Origin of the sequence: Aliinostoc sp. HNIBRCY26 (genome assembly GCF_050235535.1) — a bacterium.
Taxonomy (GTDB): domain Bacteria; phylum Cyanobacteriota; class Cyanobacteriia; order Cyanobacteriales; family Nostocaceae; genus Trichormus.
This window is the reverse complement of the sequence record NZ_CP189852.1, coordinates 1413268-1433494: the sequence shown is the minus strand read 5'-3', so window position 1 is coordinate 1433494 and position 20227 is coordinate 1413268. Positions and strand designations below refer to the sequence as shown.

General features: G+C 38.4%; 9 protein-coding genes. All 9 read right to left on the bottom strand.

The window, feature by feature from the left end; genetic code table 11:
- Positions 1–125: 125 nt before the first annotated feature.
- Entirely contained in the window at positions 126–548 is a 423-nt protein-coding gene (locus ACQFX9_RS06000) for a hypothetical protein (RefSeq protein ID WP_427161146.1), read from the bottom strand.
- Positions 549–601: 53 nt separating this feature from the next.
- A complete protein-coding gene (locus ACQFX9_RS05995; protein ID WP_427161145.1) occupies positions 602–2290 on the bottom strand; it encodes a GUN4 domain-containing protein in 1689 nt (562 codons plus the stop codon).
- 27 nt (positions 2291–2317) lie between these two features.
- Positions 2318–4102: an ABC transporter ATP-binding protein/permease gene (locus tag ACQFX9_RS05990; protein ID WP_427161144.1), complete on the bottom strand. Its 1785-nt coding sequence runs from the start codon at positions 4100–4102 to the stop codon at positions 2318–2320.
- A 75-nt stretch (positions 4103–4177) separates the two neighbouring features.
- On the bottom strand, positions 4178–5158 hold the full coding sequence (locus ACQFX9_RS05985) for an MvdD family ATP-grasp ribosomal peptide maturase (RefSeq protein WP_427161143.1): 981 nt from the start codon (positions 5156–5158) through the stop codon (positions 4178–4180).
- 443 nt (positions 5159–5601) lie between these two features.
- Entirely contained in the window at positions 5602–5757 is a 156-nt protein-coding gene (locus tag ACQFX9_RS05980; RefSeq protein ID WP_427161142.1) for a microviridin/marinostatin family tricyclic proteinase inhibitor, read from the bottom strand.
- 114 nt (positions 5758–5871) lie between these two features.
- Complete coding sequence (locus ACQFX9_RS05975) at positions 5872–7989, bottom strand: ABC transporter ATP-binding protein/permease (protein WP_427161141.1); 2118 nt, start codon at positions 7987–7989, stop codon at positions 5872–5874.
- Positions 7990–8228: 239 nt separating this feature from the next.
- On the bottom strand, positions 8229–9407 hold the full coding sequence (locus tag ACQFX9_RS05970) for a 2-isopropylmalate synthase (RefSeq protein WP_427161140.1): 1179 nt from the start codon (positions 9405–9407) through the stop codon (positions 8229–8231).
- Positions 9408–9473: 66 nt separating this feature from the next.
- On the bottom strand, positions 9474–13658 hold the full coding sequence (locus ACQFX9_RS05965) for an amino acid adenylation domain-containing protein (protein ID WP_427161139.1): 4185 nt from the start codon (positions 13656–13658) through the stop codon (positions 9474–9476).
- Positions 13655–20179 (bottom strand): amino acid adenylation domain-containing protein, encoded by a 6525-nt coding sequence (locus tag ACQFX9_RS05960; protein ID WP_427161138.1) that lies wholly within the window; start codon positions 20177–20179, stop codon positions 13655–13657. Before ACQFX9_RS05960 ends, ACQFX9_RS05965 begins: the two co-directional genes overlap by 4 nt.
- Positions 20180–20227 lie beyond the last annotated feature (48 nt).

Genomic DNA, 20227 nt, shown 5'->3' with positions numbered 1-20227 from the left:
TAAGTTTAGTTCGTAGTAAGGACTTTAGTCCTGATTTGTTCGCGGAGCATCTCAGAAAGAGAACTAAAGTTCTCACTACAAACCTTTAATTATTTACCCTGTTCTACTTAATTATGGGTAATAACTTAACGCCTAGCAGTATTGATTTTAGTTCCAATGACAGATTCATCTTGATATTGGATGAGAAATTGCGAATTATTAATTCGCATGACATCATAAATTTCTGGTGTAAAAACAGAGTTAATTGAAGCTATTGCATCAGCAATGGAAATTTTAAAAGCCAGGGGTATTTTAAAATTAAGCACTGATTTTGGCATGGCTTTCATATTTAAGTGTAGTTTCTTGTTAGTGACGTACCACACTCCAGTAAATTTGTTACCTGTTATCAGTTCCTGAGCTTTATAGAACAAGGATGTTTGAATCTTGATTTCCTCATAAGTCATATCATCTTTAAATTCAATAGTGACTTTTTCTAAAGATGTATTAAAACGCCACTTACCGATGAGTAAAACCTCGATTTCAACATCAGAATGTTTACTATTATCCATTTTAAAAAATCAAATAAAGTTAATTTTAGAAAGCATAAAATCAATTAAAGGGTTCATTTAATATCTAAAGGATTTTCATAGCAGTTTTTAACACGAGAAAAAAATAAGTGCATTTGCCAAACTAACCAAGACTTGACTCGCCAAGCTCCCATTGAAAGGGTATCTGAAGATGATTGTGTTACAAATTTCGGACTTTGAGGTTCATAGTGTAACCATTTTGCTGGTAGATGTCCCATTGGTGTCATTGGGGATATTTGAAAGGTGAGTTGTTCATAGTCTAACCAATTTCCATCTTTCCGCCATCCTAAGCGATCGCCAAGTTTTTTTTCGGTTTCATAATCTACTTGACCACCCATTTCACTCCAGATAGTCTGCTGAATTCTAAAGCCAAAATAACCATAACTGTATTGTTCCCACAGTTGATCAAGAATCTGGAGGACTTGACAAGGAAATTTCTCAATATCTTCTTGATAAACTTCGTCCCAATAATTTTTTTTCATAACTTTTAACATTAATCTCGCTGTTTCAATATCAGCTTCTTGCCATTTGTGCTTTGCCAGCAAATCACGTAGTAGAGTATAATTAACGTCTTGATTAATAATAAATTCTTGCTTACCAGGAGTATGATTATTGGTCAGTTCTATTAATCCTGTTGCTTCTGTAGTAGATAGAGAGGGTGGAGAAACAAAATTGACTTCTGCTTGGTCAAGGATTTGGATTTGGTCGGTGAGTTCCTGAGATACGTAATTAGAAATTAAATCGATGCCTTGCTCTAAAAATACTCCATCTTTGCTAATATCGAAATTATGGGTTTGCCAGTCTAATAATTGCGATTGAGCCAAAGCATCTTTTAATCTGGCATTTTTTTCATAAATTTTTACCATCAAATCGATGAAATTGGCAGCAATTGAATTATTTTCCTCAATTTCTAATAAATTTGATTGGTATTTTAAAATATTATCACCGAGATTTTTAATGTCCCCGACAGTTGCATAAAAATATTCATCTACTTTGACGACTTCATCTATTAAGGATTGAAAGGGACTAAAATAGCCTTGGATAGAATCTTCAAAATTAATAGCATTGTAGGCAATTTTAGCGATTTCTTGCCGAATTTTATGGGCTTTCTGCTGATATTCGTAAATTTCTTGATAGACTGCTAAATCTTTAACTATTTGCTGGACAACTTTTCTTTGATTTTTCGTATCTTCTGCTAGTTTACTAATGCCACTACTAATTACTTTAATTTTTTCTAATGTTAATAAATAAGCATTACTCAGTACAATGACTGCTTTATAATTTTCTTTTTTTTCCCATTGAAGTTCATGTAATATTTTAGGATTTTGATGATTTTTAAGTTCTAATTTACTTCTAATATCTTCTAGTCTTTTGATTTCTAAATATTTCTCTTGAAATAATTTCTTGAGATTATCCATCAGTCTCAATAAGAAATCATGATAACTATCTTGATAGTTTTCGAGGAAATCGATGATATGGTTATAATCTGTAATAAATAGCTGAATTTCCGCTAAGATTTCTCCCTGATTAATGGCTTTTTTGCGTTTAATTATCCCCACAAAATGATAATAACGCACACCTTCCTTGATAGATTTTTGGCGTTCTCGAATTTTTTTTTGAAATATTTTGACGGCGTGATTTTTGAGAACAGGTAATTGGTATGTGCTTTCGTAAATTTTAACTTTTTTATAGGTAATAAATCTTCTTTGGTGTTGAGTCAGCATGATGATGATTTGCAAAAGTGATGGAATTTAGGATATAGCTAGAGCAACTGATTTTTGCTGTCGATATTCCTCCACAGGGACGAGTCGCCAATGATAATTTTCTGTAAGTTCTAAAACCCATTGATGATAATTAAACAAACTTTCTCTGTGTCCCACGCTAATGAAAGTTTTGTTTGTGGCTTGTAATTGCTCATACAAACTTTGTTCATTTTTCAAATCTAAAGCACTCGTTGCTTCATCTAAGATCGTGAAGCTAGGTTGTGTTATTAATAATCTTGCAAAAGCTAAACGTTGCTGTTCTCCCAAAGAGAGGATATTTTCCCAATTCACTTCTGTGTCAAAACTGTTCACACGGGTGAGTAGGTTTTGCAGATTAACTTTGTGGAGGATGGCTTCCAGTTCGCGATCGCTCATTTTCCTTTCTGTGTGCGGATAGAGTAGCTGTTCGCGCAGAGTCCCCAAGATTATATAAGGACGTTGGGGCAGAAATAACATTTCTTTTAAGGCTGGTCTAACTAATCTACCAGTTCCCGCATTCCACAAACCGGCGATCGCTCTCAACAGAGAACTTTTACCCCGTCCACTAGCACCAACAATTAACAACCCTTCCCCTGGTGGAACTGATAATGACAAGTCTTTAACTATGACTTGTTCATAATTGGGTGTGTTTAAGGTGATATCTTCAAATGCTAAACGTGGTTCTTCTAAAACTCTAATAATGCTGACATTCTCAGGTTTTTTACTTACTAAAGCTAACGCATCCGAAAACTCGGCTAAACGCTGGACGTAACTAGAAAATCTGCCTGAATTGCCAAATTCTGCTATTAATACCCCTAAAGCATTAGAAAACATAAAGCTACAAAAGGTAGCTTGACTAATTTCTCCATAATTAATTTTATCCTGAATAAATAATGGCGTGAGAATAAACATAGAAAAGATACTGATAGCAGACTGATAAGCACTATTAAAAATATCTTGACCTCTTTCCCAATTTAGTCTGCGTTCGGCATTTTTCAAGACATTATCAAACCTGCGCTGAATAATATTGATTTCTTCTGTTTCTCCCTGAAAAAAAGCTATTGATTCGGCGTGATTTCTGACATGAGTCAAGCAATAATTAAAGTCTGCTTTAAATGATAATTCTTCTCGATTAATTTTTGCTAGTTCTTGACTTAAAAAGACCGCAATAAAATTACCTACAATTGTATAAATCACTAGATATATGGTAATCTGCTGAGAAATTGTCCAGAGAATAATTAAAGCAGCAATCATATCCATGAACTTTTCTAAAAAAGTCGTAGAAAATCTGATGGCATTAATCGTAATGGGTTCAATTTCCTGTGCTATGCGTTGGTCTGGGTTAGCAATATTAGACTTAAAATTGATTTTATAGTAGGCTTGATTGCTAAAATATTTAGTTAAAATATGATTATTTAACCACCTGTACCAATCCATCGAAATTTTCTTTTTGATATATTTAGAAAATGCACTGAGCAGGACGGTAACGACAATAAAGAGGATGGATATCCATATAGTGTTGAGATACTTTTCTAAATTTCTCTCTTCAATGACGATATCAAAAACATAGCGATTCCAAAAGCTACTAATAGTATTGACACCTACAACAGAAATGATTAATATGAGCAGAAATAGAAACATTCCCCAGGAGTGAATCACTTCAGAAAATGCCCTTGTTCCTACTTCTGTGGGATACCAATAGGGGCCAGCAACTAATTTTAAATCCCGCCAAAGTTGTAAGAGAGTAGAAAAAGGATTGCTTGGTGTTTGCTGATTAGCAATTCGAGTTTGCATATTTCAAATGTATATCGCTGCAATTTTCAGTAGCCAAAATGGTTAGGAAATTCAATGATGATCAAACTTCAGATCCTAATTTTTACCTGTCAGGAGAATTTCTGCGATCGCCTGGGAAATGGGAAAGTGTGGTGCAAAAATCTCTAGCCAGAAAAATTCCCCAACAGGGTTAATTTCCAAAAATACATATTGACCATCTGGTGTGACAATCATATCAATTGCCCCATAGTTTAAACCAAAATCAGCCATCATTTGTAGTAGCTTTTTCTCAATATCTTCAGGTAAATCATAGGATTTCCAAGCATCTTTTAATGCTCTTCCTTGTTTACGCCAGTCATAATCGGCACCGTCACAACTTTGGGAATCTACGGCGGCGGTAAATACACGATGTCCGACAATAGTTATTCGTAATTCTAAAGCCTTGGGGATGTTTTCTTGAAACGTCATCGGACAAAAACGTAGTCCTTCCAGATTTTCTAAATCTTCATCTGTAACTGGACTTGTGAATACAAAAAACTGCTCTCCCTGTTCGCCAAAAATAGCAAAGGAGGAAAGCATTTTTGTCACGATACCTTGTTGATGACAATCTAAAGCAAATTGCTTAACTGCGTCGGGATTATTAGTAGTCAGAGTGCGTGGAGTTAGCAATCCTAATTTTCGTGCTACTTGCAACTGTAGTTGTTTGTTGTGAGTTCGTTCCACATTTGACATTTGATCAAGGTGAAAGCCTGGAAGACTGGCAATCATACCGCGAACCGTGGCGCGAGATTCCTTAATTGATGCTTCTTTATATTGCTTGTCCATCGTGTCGGGAATTCTTTCCCCGTAGCGCATCCGTCGATACCAAACCGAGGACACCTCACTTAAATCCAGTTGCTGTTCACCGTCAGTAATAATTATGCGTTCTGTTTCACCTTGGTAAATATCCAGTTTCACTTCCGTAGGATATCTATCAGTATCAAAGCGAAATGCTTTTTCTCCTTGAGATTCAATAGCTTTGATGACTAGAGGAATGCTGTCATTGTCATTACTATATGTAATTATTAATACTGTCATAAATATATGATTTTTATTAAATCGGTTTGTTGTTGGTGACTATAGAATCAGAGTATCAGCGATCGCGTAGGCAAGTCTCAATCTTGCTTCAGCATTCCCTACTCGCCTATAGGGTTAATTTCTCAAAACACATATTTATACCAATTCACTGCAAACTATTTCATTTCAAATCCCCGATTTCTTGTAGACATCGGCATAGTAGGTTGCCTAGATGTGAGAATTCGGGGATATTAAGACAATTATCAGTTTTAACAGCGTATAGGGAGGGATTTGTCAAAGCTACCAACACCTTTGAATAATGGGTTTGGTGCTGTACAAATGTGATTTTACCCAACACAGTTGACTGTTAAAGTAGCAGCGATCGCCTAACTATTGTTAATAACTAAATCAGCAGTGTTGAGTTATTTGAACCTGCTATTTTTTCAAGGGCAAATTTAATATATCTAGCTATCTTCCCAGTCAGAAGGCCACTTCAAAGTCCAGATTGGTATCGGTGTTGGCTCTGGTTCTGGTGTTTGTGGCGGCTCTTCTTCTACCAAGAAACGAGTAAAAAATGGCATCGCTTCATTGTTTCCTGTTTTTGGGATTTTTGTAGACATTACTGTTTTCCTCTGAGGAATTTTTGTTAGTCACTTAAGGTATAACAGCAAATCATTGATGAAGCAAGGACACTTAAGACATTTAAGATATTACAAAATTTGATGATTATCAGATCACTCAAATACCTTGAGCCATTTCATAATATTCGATTCTTTATTATAGCGGTAGGTAAAACCATCTTTAGCAGTAATAGTTTGACCTTTGCTGGCTTTACTTCTCACCGTACCCAGTGAATAGTTAGTTAACTGCTGCATTTCTTGATGGGACAGTCCTACATTTGTAGCTGAATCCCCTACGGATATTTCTGGGGAATTTAGGGACTCTTCATCAGTGACAGCATCTGTGCTAACTTCTACATTTTCAGGGGATATATTTAGTGTTTCTGGTTGACTCTTAGATTGACTATTAGATGTCAAATCTATTGTAATACTTGCAGTTTCTAAAATCTGAGTAGCTATCTCTTGTGCTTTTTGCTGGCGATATTCCTCTACAGTCAAAAGTTGCCAAGTAGAATCGTGTGAGAGTTCCAATACCCACTGATGGTAATTAAAGAGGCTTTCTCGATGTCCAACACTAATAAATGTGGTGTTTGTCTGTTGTAATTGTTGATACAAGTTTTCTTCATTATGCAAGTCTAAAGCACTTGTAGCTTCGTCTAAAATCGTGAAGCTGGGACGAGTCACTAATAGGCGTGCAAATGCTAGACGCTGTTGTTCTCCTAATGAGAGGACATTTTCCCAAGGAAGTTCTGTATCAAAACTATCGATGCGACTTAATAAGTTTTCTAGATTCACTTGTTGCAGAATGTTTTCTAGTTCGCGATCGCTGATTTTGCGTTTCGTATGGGGATAGAGTAACTGTTCACGCAAAGTCCCTAAAATGATGTAAGGACGTTGAGGTAAAAACAATACTTCTTCTAAAGGAGGCCTAACTACACTACCGCTTCCTGAGTTCCACAAACCTGCGATCGCTCTCAATAAAGAACTCTTCCCTCGACCACTCGGCCCTACAATCAATAAACCCTCTCCAGGTTGAACAGCTAGTGACAAATCCTCAACTATTACCTGTTCATAATTGGGTGTTTGTAAAGTCACATCCTCAAAAGCTAGTCTTTTCTCTTCTACTGTCTTAATTGTGCTAACATTTTCCGGCTGTTTAGTCGCCGTTTCTAGTGCATTTGTTAGTTCCGCTAAACGATCAATGTAACTAGAAAATCTTCCTGATGTTGCAAATTCTCTGATTAATTCTGCCATCGCATTGGCAAAGAGATTACACGCTAAACTTGCTTGAGCAATTTCCCCGAAATCAATTTCCCCTTTAATCTGCAAAGGGCCAAATATTATAAAGGGAAATATTTGGATAATAGCCTGATATCCTCTATTAAAAATATCTTGGCTTCTTTCCCAGTCAATCTTGCGTTTAGCACCTTGAACCAGCTTATTAAATCTGCGCTGAATAATATTTAATTCTTTCTCTTCTCCCTGGAAAAAAGCTATTGATTCAGCGTGATTACGGACATGAGTTAAACTGTAAGTATAGTCTGCTGAAGATTCTAATTCTTCTTGCCTAATTTTATTTAGTTCTTGGGCTAGATAAATAGCAATTATATTACCCACTATAGTATAACAAATCAATGCGATCGCTACAAATGGTGATAGCATCCAAAGAATAATTATAAAAGCTACCATTTCTAGAATTTTTTCGAGAAACGTAGCCGAAAAGCTCAGAAAATATCTAGTTAGAGGTTCGATTTCTTGGGAAATTTGTTGGTCTGGATTATTAACATCAGATTTAAAATTTATTTTGTAATACGAGCGATTATTGAAATATTTTGATAATATAGTCCCATTTAGCCATTGATACCAATCTAGGGCTATTTGTTTTCTGACAAACTTAGAAACCCCTACTAAAATTGTGACTAAAACCAGGGCTACACCATAGAGCAACAGTATATCAGTAAATTTCTTTAAGTCTTTGTCTGCCGTAATAGCATCAAGTAAATATCGATTCACGAAGCTATTAAAAACAGTGACACCCACAAGAGCAATGATTAATAATACCAGGAGAACCAGCATTCCCCAAGTCCGAATCACATCTGGAAAGGCTCTTCCGTTTGCCTCTGTGGGATACCAGTAAGGACTGATAATCACTCGGAAATTTTTCCAAAATTGATTAGCAGATGGGGCAGAATTCGTATTTGTCGGGTTATTAATAAAAGTTGTAGCTTGCATCTGGAGAAAATTTATTTAAGTCTTTTGAGGCAGATAACAGAGAACACTCAAAGAAGGCTCATCAATGTATAAATGATTTGTCGGCGCAAAGCCCAAGCTACGCCAACAAAATCAAACATTATTCCTTCATTAATACACAGGACTAACACACCAAAATTGCCTACCAATTCTGGATTGAGTCGCTGTTATTCTCAGTCTCTAACTATTCGGAACTCTGAGTTGTCAATTCACACAATAGACTATTCAAAGATACCATCTTTCCAGAGTTTTAAGACTTCGTTAGCTGTAAAATAGCGTTCCTGTTCCGCCGCCAAAGATTTGATGACAGAGCGCATCTTCTCATACTTTTGTCTGGGTTGAGGATTTTGCAGATGCTTTTCAAATAGATATTGGAAATTACTCACTCCACTCCATTTACCAAATACAACATCTATCTTGTTGTGGGGAAAGATGGCATAGCTTTTGGAGTCACGAAACAAAGAATTAACATGAATACCAGATTCGTGACGTTGTGCAGTTTGAGAATAGGGGGGTGCAGGACGAATCCCCATCTGCTCGATGTAATTAGTCACTGCGGTTACAGCATCGTAATCGATACCCTCAACTTCAATGCCAAAACGGACTTGCAAACCATTTAATACTTGTTCCAGTGCAACATTTCCAGCTCGCTCCCCTAAACCACAAAATGTCCCCGATACTAAAATTGCCCCTGCCATCAGAGACTGGAGAGTATTTTCTAGAGCCAAGCCCATATCGTTGTGATAATGAACTCCCAATGCTACCCCTGTTGTAGATTGCAGCAAGTCATTGACCCAGATATAACTCTTTTCTGGACTCAAAACCCCCACAGTATCACACAGTAAGAAGTGTTCAATATAGGGACTGCACGAGCGAATACATTCCACTAAAAAGTCAAAATCGGCTCTAGAAGCATCCTCCGCCGCAAAATCCACTCTGAGTCCGGCGACTTGTGTAGCATAGTGCAGATTTTCTACGATCACATCAAGAGCATCTTGACGAATTTTATTGATGATCTGAGATGGGATATCGTCATCAATGGTTTTCCCTTGATATTCACTCATCAGGCGAACTTGGGGATTGCGTAAAAATAGCAGTCGGTCAGAAACAGCATGGAAAAGAATAATGCGCTTTACGCCGCAGCTTTTCGCCTGGTCAATATACTCTTTTCCCATCATCGTATCAGCTGTAATCAAATCGTCCCATCCCTCTGATACTAAGGATTTGGCTAGCTCTGCTTCTTGTTCACAAACACTTGGCATGATAGCAAGTCCATCAACTCCCGTGTGAGCGATGAGATGAGCAAGTTTGTGTTTAGTTGCGTAAGGGAAGAAAATACCTACTTGTTGTTCACCATCTCTTAGGGTTTCATCGGAAATTTTGATTGGAAGAGTTTGCATTTTCTTATACCAATTAAAAATTCAAAATTAAGTGATTCAGACTATTAATTACGGATGTTTGAGAGGTTAAGTCATCATTAGCTGTAATTGTGAGGCTAAAAATTTGACATTTGGTTCATAAAGCATTCGCCCGTGATTTCCAGGTACAGATATCACCTTGACGGGATTTTGGGTGTATGCCTGCCATCCCCAATCCGGTAAATCGTAATCAGACATAGCTCTGATTTCTTGTAAAACAATTTCATGCACTTCTTCAGCACGGACTAAAACAATTGGGGCAGAAATTTGATAATGAGGCTGATAATTGGCGTAATTACTTGTCAGATGTTTCATGACTTGTATATTGGTTTTGAGTAAATCAAGGCTTGAGTGTTCCGGTAGGACATTGTTTTTGTATAAACACTCTGCTGCCAAATCCCAACGGGCTTGGTCATCGCTTTGAGCAGCTAAATCAGCGTATTCTAAACCCAGATAAATCCCTTTTACGGCTTCAATTCTTTGGAGTAATTGCCAAATCCAATCAATTTCTGTTCTCTGAATTAAATATTCAGGATGAGTAACTAATCCAGAGTCTAAGATAGCTAATAATTCTACCTTTTCACCTTGCTGTTCCAGTTGCCAAGCCATTTCAAAAGCTACCGCACAGCCTGATGAATATCCTGCCAGTATGTATGGACTTTTGAATTGTTGCTGACGTAGTAACTCAATTAGTTGACTAGCATGAAGCTCTACTGAATCTGGAACTTTGCTTAGGCCATTTCTTCCTGGAGTTTCTAGACTATAAACCGGATAATTCTCTAAGTTAATAGCCAAATCTTTAAAATAGAAACCATGCCCGTTAGCACCAGGTATACAAAATAAAGGAGTGGCATTGCCTTGGGGTTGGAGTACAAGCAAATCGGGATGGGATTTTCGTACCTGATGATCAGACAGTTGTAATGCTAATTGAGCAATTGTGGGATTTTGAAATAAACTGCTTAAAGCCAGTTCTTGATTAAATACTTGTTGAATATGATTGAGTAATTTGATTGCCAATAAAGAATGTCCACCCAAATCGAAAAAGTTATCATGAATGCTAATGTTTTGGCACTCAAGTACAGTAGACCATAACTGCTCTAGTTGTTTTTCAATTTCGTTGCTTGGTGCTGTATACAAACCCGTAACCAGAATATTAGGCACAGGTAAAGCTTTACGGTCAATCTTGCCATTGGGAGTTAAAGGTAACTTATCCAAGACAATGATTTGAGAGGGAATCATGTAATCGGGTAGACGCGATTTGAGGCGATTTTTTAATTCAGTTGATAAATCATTGGTGATTCCTGTTACGTATGCAATTAAACTCTGATTGTTCTCAGTTTTATATAAAGTAACAACAGCTTCTTTAACTGAGGGATGTTGTAATAAAAGTGATTCAATTTCTCCAAGTTCAATTCTAAAACCACGTAATTTTACTTGCTCGTCTATACGTCCCAGGTATTCTAGGTTGCCATCAGCATCCCATCTGGCTAAATCGCCAGTTTTATAAATACGTTCAGTTTTACCGAATAAATCAATGTCAATAAATTTCTCGGCAGTTAATTCTGGACGGTTTAAATAGCCTCTAGCTAAACCAACTCCCGCAATGCACAATTCCCCAGGAATTCCTGGAGGTAATGGTTGATTGTGTGGGTCTAAAATATAAATGCGGAGATTAGATAATGGCTTACCAATGGGTGGTTTTTTGCCATCGGGTTGACATACAGCTATGCTGGTACAAACTGTAGATTCCGTTGGCCCGTAACCATTGAAAAAAGGTCTTCCTGTTGCCCATCGAGTAACTAATTCTGGTGAACAAGCTTCGCCACCAGTCACTAAGACTTGTAAATTAGGTAGGGTTGCGGGTGGTAAAAGAGATAAGACTGAAGGCGGTATAGTGACATGAGAAATTTGACAGTCTTCTAAAAAGCTCACTAAGTCTGCGCTAGGTAACAAGGTTTCCTTTTGCGCTAGGTATAGACAAGCACCTACACTCAAGGTAGGTGCTATTTCCCAAAGAGAAGCATCAAAACTGAAAGAGGCAAATTGCAGCACACGGCTTTGGGGTTGAATTTGCAACACCTCAGCAACTGTTAAAGTGAGATTTAGCAATCCGCGATGCTCAATCATTACACCCTTTGGTTTGCCAGTAGAACCAGAGGTGTAGATAACATAAGCTAAATTTTCAGGTGTACTTTGAAGACTGGGATTTGCTGTTGATGCTTCAGCAAAATCTTCGGCATCTAAATCAATTACTGGCAGTGAGTTTGCCAGTTCATTTATAGGTAATTGATTTAATAAGAAGCTTTGACTTAACAATATAGATATCCCAGAATCTTCTAACATGAATTGAATTCTTTCTGGGGGATAATTAGGGTCAATCGGTACATAAGCCGCGCCAGCTTTGAGGATACCCAGTAACCCAATAATCATTTCTAAGGAGCGTTCAACACTAATACCAATTAATGTATCTGGCTGAATTTGATAATTTTGAATTAAATAATGAGCTAGTTGGTTAGCTTTTTGATTTAGTTGTTGATAACTCAGGCTTTGGGCTGCAAAAACTACAGCAGTATGATCAGGATTTTTTTCAACCTGTTGTTCAAATAAGTCAACTAAGGTTTTATCTTGAGGATAATCAGTTTGAGTGTGATTCCAGCGTTGCAGTTGTAGCAATTCTGCTGCTGTCATCAAAGGCGAAGTATGAATTGATTGGTGCGGATGATCAATAATGCCCTTGAGCAGCACTACAAACTGTTCCGCCATCCGTTGGATAGTAGTCCTGGCAAACAAGTCTGTGGCGTATTCCCAAGTGCAGTTTAACTGGTTTTCAGATTCAGTTACTAATAGTGTTAAGTCGAACTTGGCGATCGCACTCTTGACTCCGAGCCATTCAATGTCTAACCCTGATAAATCCAAGTCTGGACTTGCATTATTCTCCAGGGCAAACATTACCTGAAATAATGGGTTATGGCTCATACTGCGTTCTGGTCTTAACTTTTCTACTAGCACCTCAAAGGGAACGTCTTGATGAGCATAAGCATCTAAACATATTTGGCGAGTTTGTTGCAATAACTCAATAAAATTTTGCTCTGGTTTGATTTGCTGACGCATTACCAAAGTATTGACAAAAAAGCCAATTAACCCTTCAGTTTGGCTATGGGTGCGGTTAGCAATGGGAGAACCAATACATAAGTCTTCTTGCCGACTGTAACGAGATAGTAAGATACTCAACGCAGCCAACAAAGTCATATATAGGCTTACGCCTTGTTGTTGACTAAAAGCATTAACAGCACACGTTAATTCTGGAGAGAGAGAGTAGACGCAGCGATCGCCTCTGTAACTTTGCTGTGCTGGACGGGGATAATCAGTAGGTAATTCCAGCAATGGCGAAGCATCACCTAGTTGATGTTTCCAGTAATTAATCTGCTTTTCTAATACTTCCCCTTGTAACCAATTGCGTTGCCAAGTAGCATAGTCGCTGTATTGAATGGGTAAGGGAGCAAGATTTGGGGTCTGACCTTGAGAATAAGCACTATAAGCTTGCCGTAACTCCCGCACAAATACACCCATTGACCAGCCATCACTGATAATGTGGTGCATATTAATCACCAGCACGGATTTTTCCGGTTCTAATTGCAGCAACTTGGCTTTAAATAAAGGGCCAGTATTTAAGTCAAAGGGTTCTTGTGCATAAGCATCAATTAAATCTTGGATATTTGGACATTGAGTTAAAAATTTCTCCCCTGCTTCTTCCCAGTCCCCAGTCCCCAGTCCCCAGTCCCCAGTCCCCAAAGCCACTTGAGGTTCTCCGTTCACTGTAGGAAAATACATTCTCAGACTCTCGTGGCGATTGAGCAGATAAGCCAAACTAGAGCGCAGAGCCTCAATATTTAGTTTGCCGTTTAATTGGAGAGCGATCGGCATATTGTAAGCGGCTGATGCCCCCTGGAGTTGTGCTAATAGCCAGAGACGTTTTTGAGCAAAGGAAAGCTGTTTGGGAGAGTTAGGACTTAAAGCTGGAATTTCTGCTGTGGAAACAACTTGTGTTTTAGCAGCTTGCAAGAAAGCGAGAATCTCGGCTTTGTTATCTTGAATTTCCTGCTTGAGTTCCGCAGTCAGGGCATTTTTGCTAGTACGAATGCGTAACTTATCATCTTCAGCCCAAATTTTGCAGCCCATATTCTGCAAACGAAGCATTAAAGAAACTACTTGCTGATTTTGTGTCATGGTCATAGTTCAATTTCCTCTTCGTCTGAGTTTAAAGGTTCTATATCTGCGGTAGCGGCATTAACCCACAGGCAGCTATCTATATAATTTGCCAAGTCTATGAGGGTGGGAGTCTCAAATACTTGACGCAGTGGCAGTTCTATGTTGAACGTGTCGCGGATGCGATAACAAAGTTGGGTAGCGAGTAATGAATGTCCCCCCAAGTTGAAAAAATTATCTTGTCGGGCGATCGCTTCATATTTGAGTAACCTTGCCCATATCTGCGCCAGGTATTTTTCTGTTTCTGTAACAGGTAATTCAATATCTGTGGCTGTAACAGCTGTCTCTGGTGCAGGTAAGGCTTTACGGTCTATTTTGCCATTGGGTGTGAGTGGTAGTTTTTCTAACACAACAAAATGACTGGGAATCATATAATCAGGGAGAGTTTTGGCTAGAAACCGCCGCCATTCTGCGAATAAATCTGCATGAGCTTGATTGCTACCTTCTTCTGCTGCTGTTGGCACAATATAAGCTACCAGCCGTTTATCCAGGTCAGTTTCTGCCCGAACAATGGCTACTGCTTCCTGAATTTTCGGATGTTTAGCTAATGTCGCTTCAATTTCACCTAATTCAATTCGGAAACCACGCAGTTTAATTTGATGGTCAATCCGACTTAAGTATTGTAAATCGCCATCAGGTAGCCAACGGGCTAAATCGCCGGTTTTATAAATACGCTCAGGTTGACCGAATAATTCAACCTCAATGAATTTTTCAGAGGTTAATTCAGGGCGATTGAGATATCCTCTAGCTAAACCAACACCAGCAAGGCACAATTCTCCCGGAATACCGGGAGGTATTGGTTGATTTTGTGCATCTAAAATATAAATGCGAGTATTGGCGATCGCCTTTCCTATCGTTGGTTCATTCTGGGCATTTTTGGCAACTTTTGTAAATGTCGAGTAGGTTGTATCCTCTGAAGGGCCGTAGAGGTTATAAATTTCTGTGACAGATGTGGTTTGATATAAAGCCTGTACTAAACTATTTTTTAATGGTTCGCCAGCTAAATTAATCACCTGCACACTGGACGGAATCGCATTCATACTCAGTATTTCCGCCACAGCACTCGGTACGGTATTAATCAAAGTGATTGGTACAGGACTATGATTTGCTTGCTCAATGTAGAGTGCATTTTCTACTAAAATCACACTACCACCTTGAGTCAAGGTAACAAAAATTTCAAAAATGGAGAGGTCGAAACAAATGGAGGTGGAGGCTAAAACGCCTGCAAGCTGTTCTGGACTGAAGACTGAATGCGCCCATTTAACAAAAGCTACAGAACTAGAATGAGCGATCGCCACTCCTTTTGGTCTACCTGTGGAACCAGAGGTATAAATTACATAAGCTAAATCATGGCAATTGCTGCTGAATTTGGGATTATCTGTTGGTTGCTCATTCCATGTTTGTTCATCCAGAAATACGACTGAAGCAGTATTTTTGAGATTTTCTAAAGGAAGTTGCTTCTTAAGTGATTGAGTTGTTAGTAATACCGCCGCATTACTATCTTCAAGCATTAAATGAATGCGTTCTTGGGGATAACTTGGATCAATTGGTACATAAGCACCACCAGCTTTGAGGATAGCAAATATCCCGATGAGCATTTCCAGGGAACGCTCCACACAAATGCCAATGAGAGTGTTGGGCTGAATTTGATAATTTTGAATTAAATAATGAGCCAGTTGATTAGCTTTTTGATTCAGTTGTTCATAACTTAGTGTTTTCAACTCCTGAGTATTTCCTATTCCCTCGCTTATGCTTTGATTTGCCAACACTGCTGCAATTTTATCGGGAGTTTTTGCTGCCTGTTCTGCAAACAGAGTTACTAAAGTATGATGATCAGGATAATCTGCGTCTGTTTGATTCCAAGCTTGCAATTGCTGGATTTCTCTGGCTGTCATCAAGGGCAGTGTACTGACTGGCTGTTGAGGATTTTGGGTAATTGCTGTCAGCAAAACTTCCAAATGTGCCGCCATACGTTTAATTGTGTCCGCCGCAAATAAATCTGTGGCATATTCCCACATACAATGTATCTGCTCTTCCCTTTCCGACAGATACAGTGTTAAATCAAACTTCGCAAACGGATAATTTTGTTCTACTGGTTGAATCTCCAGCCCAGTTAAACTAACGTTTTTCCCTGTACCTTCGATGTTTTGCATGACTATCATCACTTGGCACAGAGGGTTATGGCTCAAACTGCGTTCCGGTTGCAGTTTTTCTACTAAATACTCAAACGGAATATCTTGATGAGCGTAAGCATCTAAGCAAGTCTGGCGAGTTTGTTGTAGTAATTCACTAAAGCTCTGCTCTGACTTGATTTTGCTCCGCAATACTAAGGTATTGACAAAAAAGCCAATTAACCCTTCTGTGTGGCTATGGGTGCGGTTAGCAATGCCAGAACCAAGACATAAATCTTCTTGGCGGCTGTAACGCGAGAGTAAAATATTAAAAGCAGCCAACAGGGTCATAAATAAACTCACTCCCTGCTGTTGACTGAGAGTTTTCAGTTGCTGTGTCAGTTCCCTGCTTAAACAATATTCCTCATGTTTACCTTGATAACTTTGTTGTGCGGGACGAGGATAATCAGTCGGTAACTCCAACAGAGGAGGCGCATCAGCTAGTTGTTGTTGCCAATAATTTTCTTGGCTGGCTAAGATTTCACCTTGTAACCAACTGCGCTGCCAAGCTGCATAATCACTATATTGAATCGGTAATGGTGACAGGTTGGGAGTGGAACCCACTGCATAAGCAGCATAAGCTTGTTCTAATTCCCGCTTAAATACACCTATAGACCAGCCATCACTGATAATGTGGTGCATATTAATCAGCAGGATATTTTTCTGTTGGCTGAGTTGCAGTAGTTTCGCTTTGAACAGGGGGCCAGTATTTAAGTCAAAGGGTGCTTGAGCGTGAAGATCAGATAACTGTTGTACTGTTTGAGCTTGTATCTGAGGATCGAGTGCTTGTAAGTCCGCAATTTCTAATACTTCTATATCTTCAATATTTTTAACTACTACTTGCGGTTCTCCCTCTAAAGCAGGGAAATAAGAGCGTAAACTGGTATGCCGTTCTAACAAATAAGTTAAACTTTGCCTCAGAGCTTCTAGATTTAATTTGCCGTCTAGTTGGAGTGCGATCGGCATATTGTAGCTAGCTGAGGTTCCTTTACCTTCCAACTGGGCTAAAAACCAGAGTCTTAATTGAGCAAAAGATAAGGTTTTTGGTTCATTTTCTAACTGGGGTGCAATTGGAGGTAAAGTAACACTCGCAGATACTTTATCAATTTCCCTCGCCAACTCAGATAAAATGCTTTGCTCAAATACCTTGCGGACAGGTAATTCTACCCCAAAACTGTCACGAATGCGGGCAACTAATTGAGTTGCTAACAGGGAATGTCCACCTAATTCAAAGAAATTATCAGAACGACCAACAGATTTAGTTTTTAATAAACCTTGCCATAAACTAACCAGTATTTCTTCTGCGGGAGTTACTGGTATTTCTAAATCAGTAGAAATATCTGTATTTGGTGCTGGTAATGCGCGGCGATCTATTTTACCGTTAGCAGTTAGAGGAATTTGATCCAAAACCATAATCTGGCTAGGAATCATATAATTTGGCAAGTAATTTTTCAGATAATCCCTAATTTTAATTGCTAAACTTGCTGATTTTTCATCTGCTGTAATATAGGCTATTAACCTGGGATTGCTATCAGTTTCATATACAGTAACAACAGCTTCTTGAACTAATGAATGCTGTAATAATAGTGCTTCTATCTCACCAAGTTCAATTCTAAAACCACGCAATTTTATCTGCTCATCGATTCGACCCAAATATTCTAAATTCCCATCAGTACCCCATCTTGCTAAATCACCAGTTTTATAAATACGCTCAGTGTTACCGAATAAATCAATTTCAATAAATTTTTCGGCGGTAGTTTCAGTACGGTTGAGATAACCCCTTGCTAAACCTACTCCCGCCACACATAGTTCCCCTGGTATTCCTGGGGGTAATGGTTGATTATTTGCATCCAAAATATAAATCTGGAGATTGGGTGAAGGTTTACCAATTGATGGTTTTTTACCATTAGGTAGACAAGGTGATATTGCTGCAATAACCGTGCATTCTGTCGGCCCGTAGCAGTTATAAAAACGTCGTCCTGTTCCCCAATCACTCACTAATTCCGCCGGACAAGCCTCACCACCCACACCGATGGATTGTAAATTATTCAGTGTTGATTTTGGTAATGTTGCTAAAGCGGATGGAGACAAAAATAGATGAGTAATTTCCTTAATATTTAAAAAGTCAACTAAGGTTTGACTTGGCAATAAAGTTTCTTGATGAGCTAAATATAAACAAGCACCTGCGGATAAAGCAGTAGCAATTTCACCAATAGATAAATCGAAACTAAAAGAACCAAATTGTAGCAAACGACTGTGGCGTTGAACTTGAAATGTTTCCACCCAACCCAAAGCTAAATTCACAATAGCTTTATGCTCAATCATCACACCCTTTGGTCTTCCCGTAGAACCAGAAGTGTAGATAACATAAGCTAGATTATCAGGCTTAACTTGATTTTTACTTATTTTCCTTTGCGTCTCTATATTTCTGTGTGAGCTATCATCTAAATAAACAACTTCAATTGAATTTTCTAAGCTATCTAAAGGTAATTTAGCTACTAAAAAACTTTGAGTTAATAAAATCGATATCCCCGAATCTTTTAACATGAACTGAATTCTTTCTGGGGGATAATTAGGGTCAATTGGTATATAAGCACCGCCGGCTTTCAGGATACCAAGGACACCAATGATCATTTCTAATGAACGTTCAACAGAAATACCAACTAAGGTATCTGGTTGAATTTGGTACTTTTCAATTAAATAATCAGCTAATTGCTCGGCTTTTTCATTTAATTGTTGATAAGTTAGGCTTTGGGATTCAAAAACTACAGCTAAATTATCAGGATTTTTGGTGACTTGTTGTTCAAATAAATCAACTAAAGTTTTATCTTGGGGATATTCTGTTTGAGTTTGATTCCAGTTTTGTAGTTGCTGACGTTCATCTTCAGTCACCAAGGATAACGTATTAATTGGTTGATTGGGATGACCAATAATTTGCTTGAGTAGAACTGCAAAATGTCTCACCATCCCTTGAATAGCTTCAGCCGCAAACAAATCGGTTGCATATTCCCATTCACCGATTAAACCTTGGGGAGTCTCGCGGAAAATCAGCGATAAGTCAAACAGGGTTGTGGTGTTTTCCCATTCAAACCGGTTGAGAGTTAAGCCAGGAATTTCCAGTTTCTCTGGAGTTCCACTTTGCACACCAAAAGCAACTTGAAATAGGGGATGATGAGCCAGCGATCGCTCTAATCCTAATTCATCAACTAGTTTCTCAAAGGGTAAATCTTGATGGTCGTAAGCATCTAGGGTTACTTGCTTGACTCTTTGTAGTAATTCCAAGAAACTAGGATTCCCTTCAAGATTGGTACGCAAAGCCAGAGTATTGACAAAAAAGCCAATTAATGGTTCTATTTCTCTACGGTTACGATTGGCGATCGCAGAACCAATAACTATATCGTTTTGTCCACTGTAGCGCGACAATAACAGCGCGAATACTGTCAGTAAAGTCATAAACAAAGTAGTTCCAGACTCCTGACTTAACCGCTTTAATTTCTGTGTTAGTTCTTGATTGATTGCTAAAAACTCGCTGCTTCCCCGAAAACTCTGAACTGAGGGACGCGGTTTATCTGTCGGTAATTCTAACAGTGGTGGGACATCTGCTAATTGTTTTTGCCAGTAATTGAGTTGATTTTGCAGTACATCTCCCTGTAAGTATTGTCTTTGCCAGTGGGCGAAATCGGCGTATTGTAGAGATAACGCTGGTAAAGGAGAAGATTCACCAGTACAAAAAGCTTTGTATAGACTGAACAATTCCTGACGAAAAATATCCATTGACCAACCATCACAAACTATGTGATGAATGACCAACAGTAACAGATGAGATTTTTCAGCTAGTTGTAATAACTTCATCCGCAGTAAAGGCGGATTTGATAAATCAAAAGGCTGTTGTAATTCTGTTGTTGCTAAATGTTGCGTCTTACTTAACTGTTCTGCTTCTGGGACTTGTCGCCAATCTAGCACCTGTATTTTCAATTGCGGATGAGCATGAATTACCTGTATAGGTGACTCATCGACCAGAGAAAAACTAGTGCGTAAGACCTCGTGACGCTGCACAATTTCTAAAATAGCTTTTTCTAAAGCATTGATATCTAGTAAACCTTCAATTTGCCAGAAAAACGGGACATTATAGACACAATTTTCGCCCTCTAATTGGTCAATAAACCATAGTCTTTGTTGAGCAAAAGATAGAGGAAGATTTTGTTCCCTTGATACCGATGTGAGGACGGGTGATTTCTGCTGCTGTTTTAATTTTTGTAAAACTAATTCTCGTTTTTCTGGTGATAGGCTTTCAAGACGCTTTAGCAAATCGCTCATAATATTTATTGTGAAAATTTAACTTTAAAAAAAACGGTCTAGTATGGA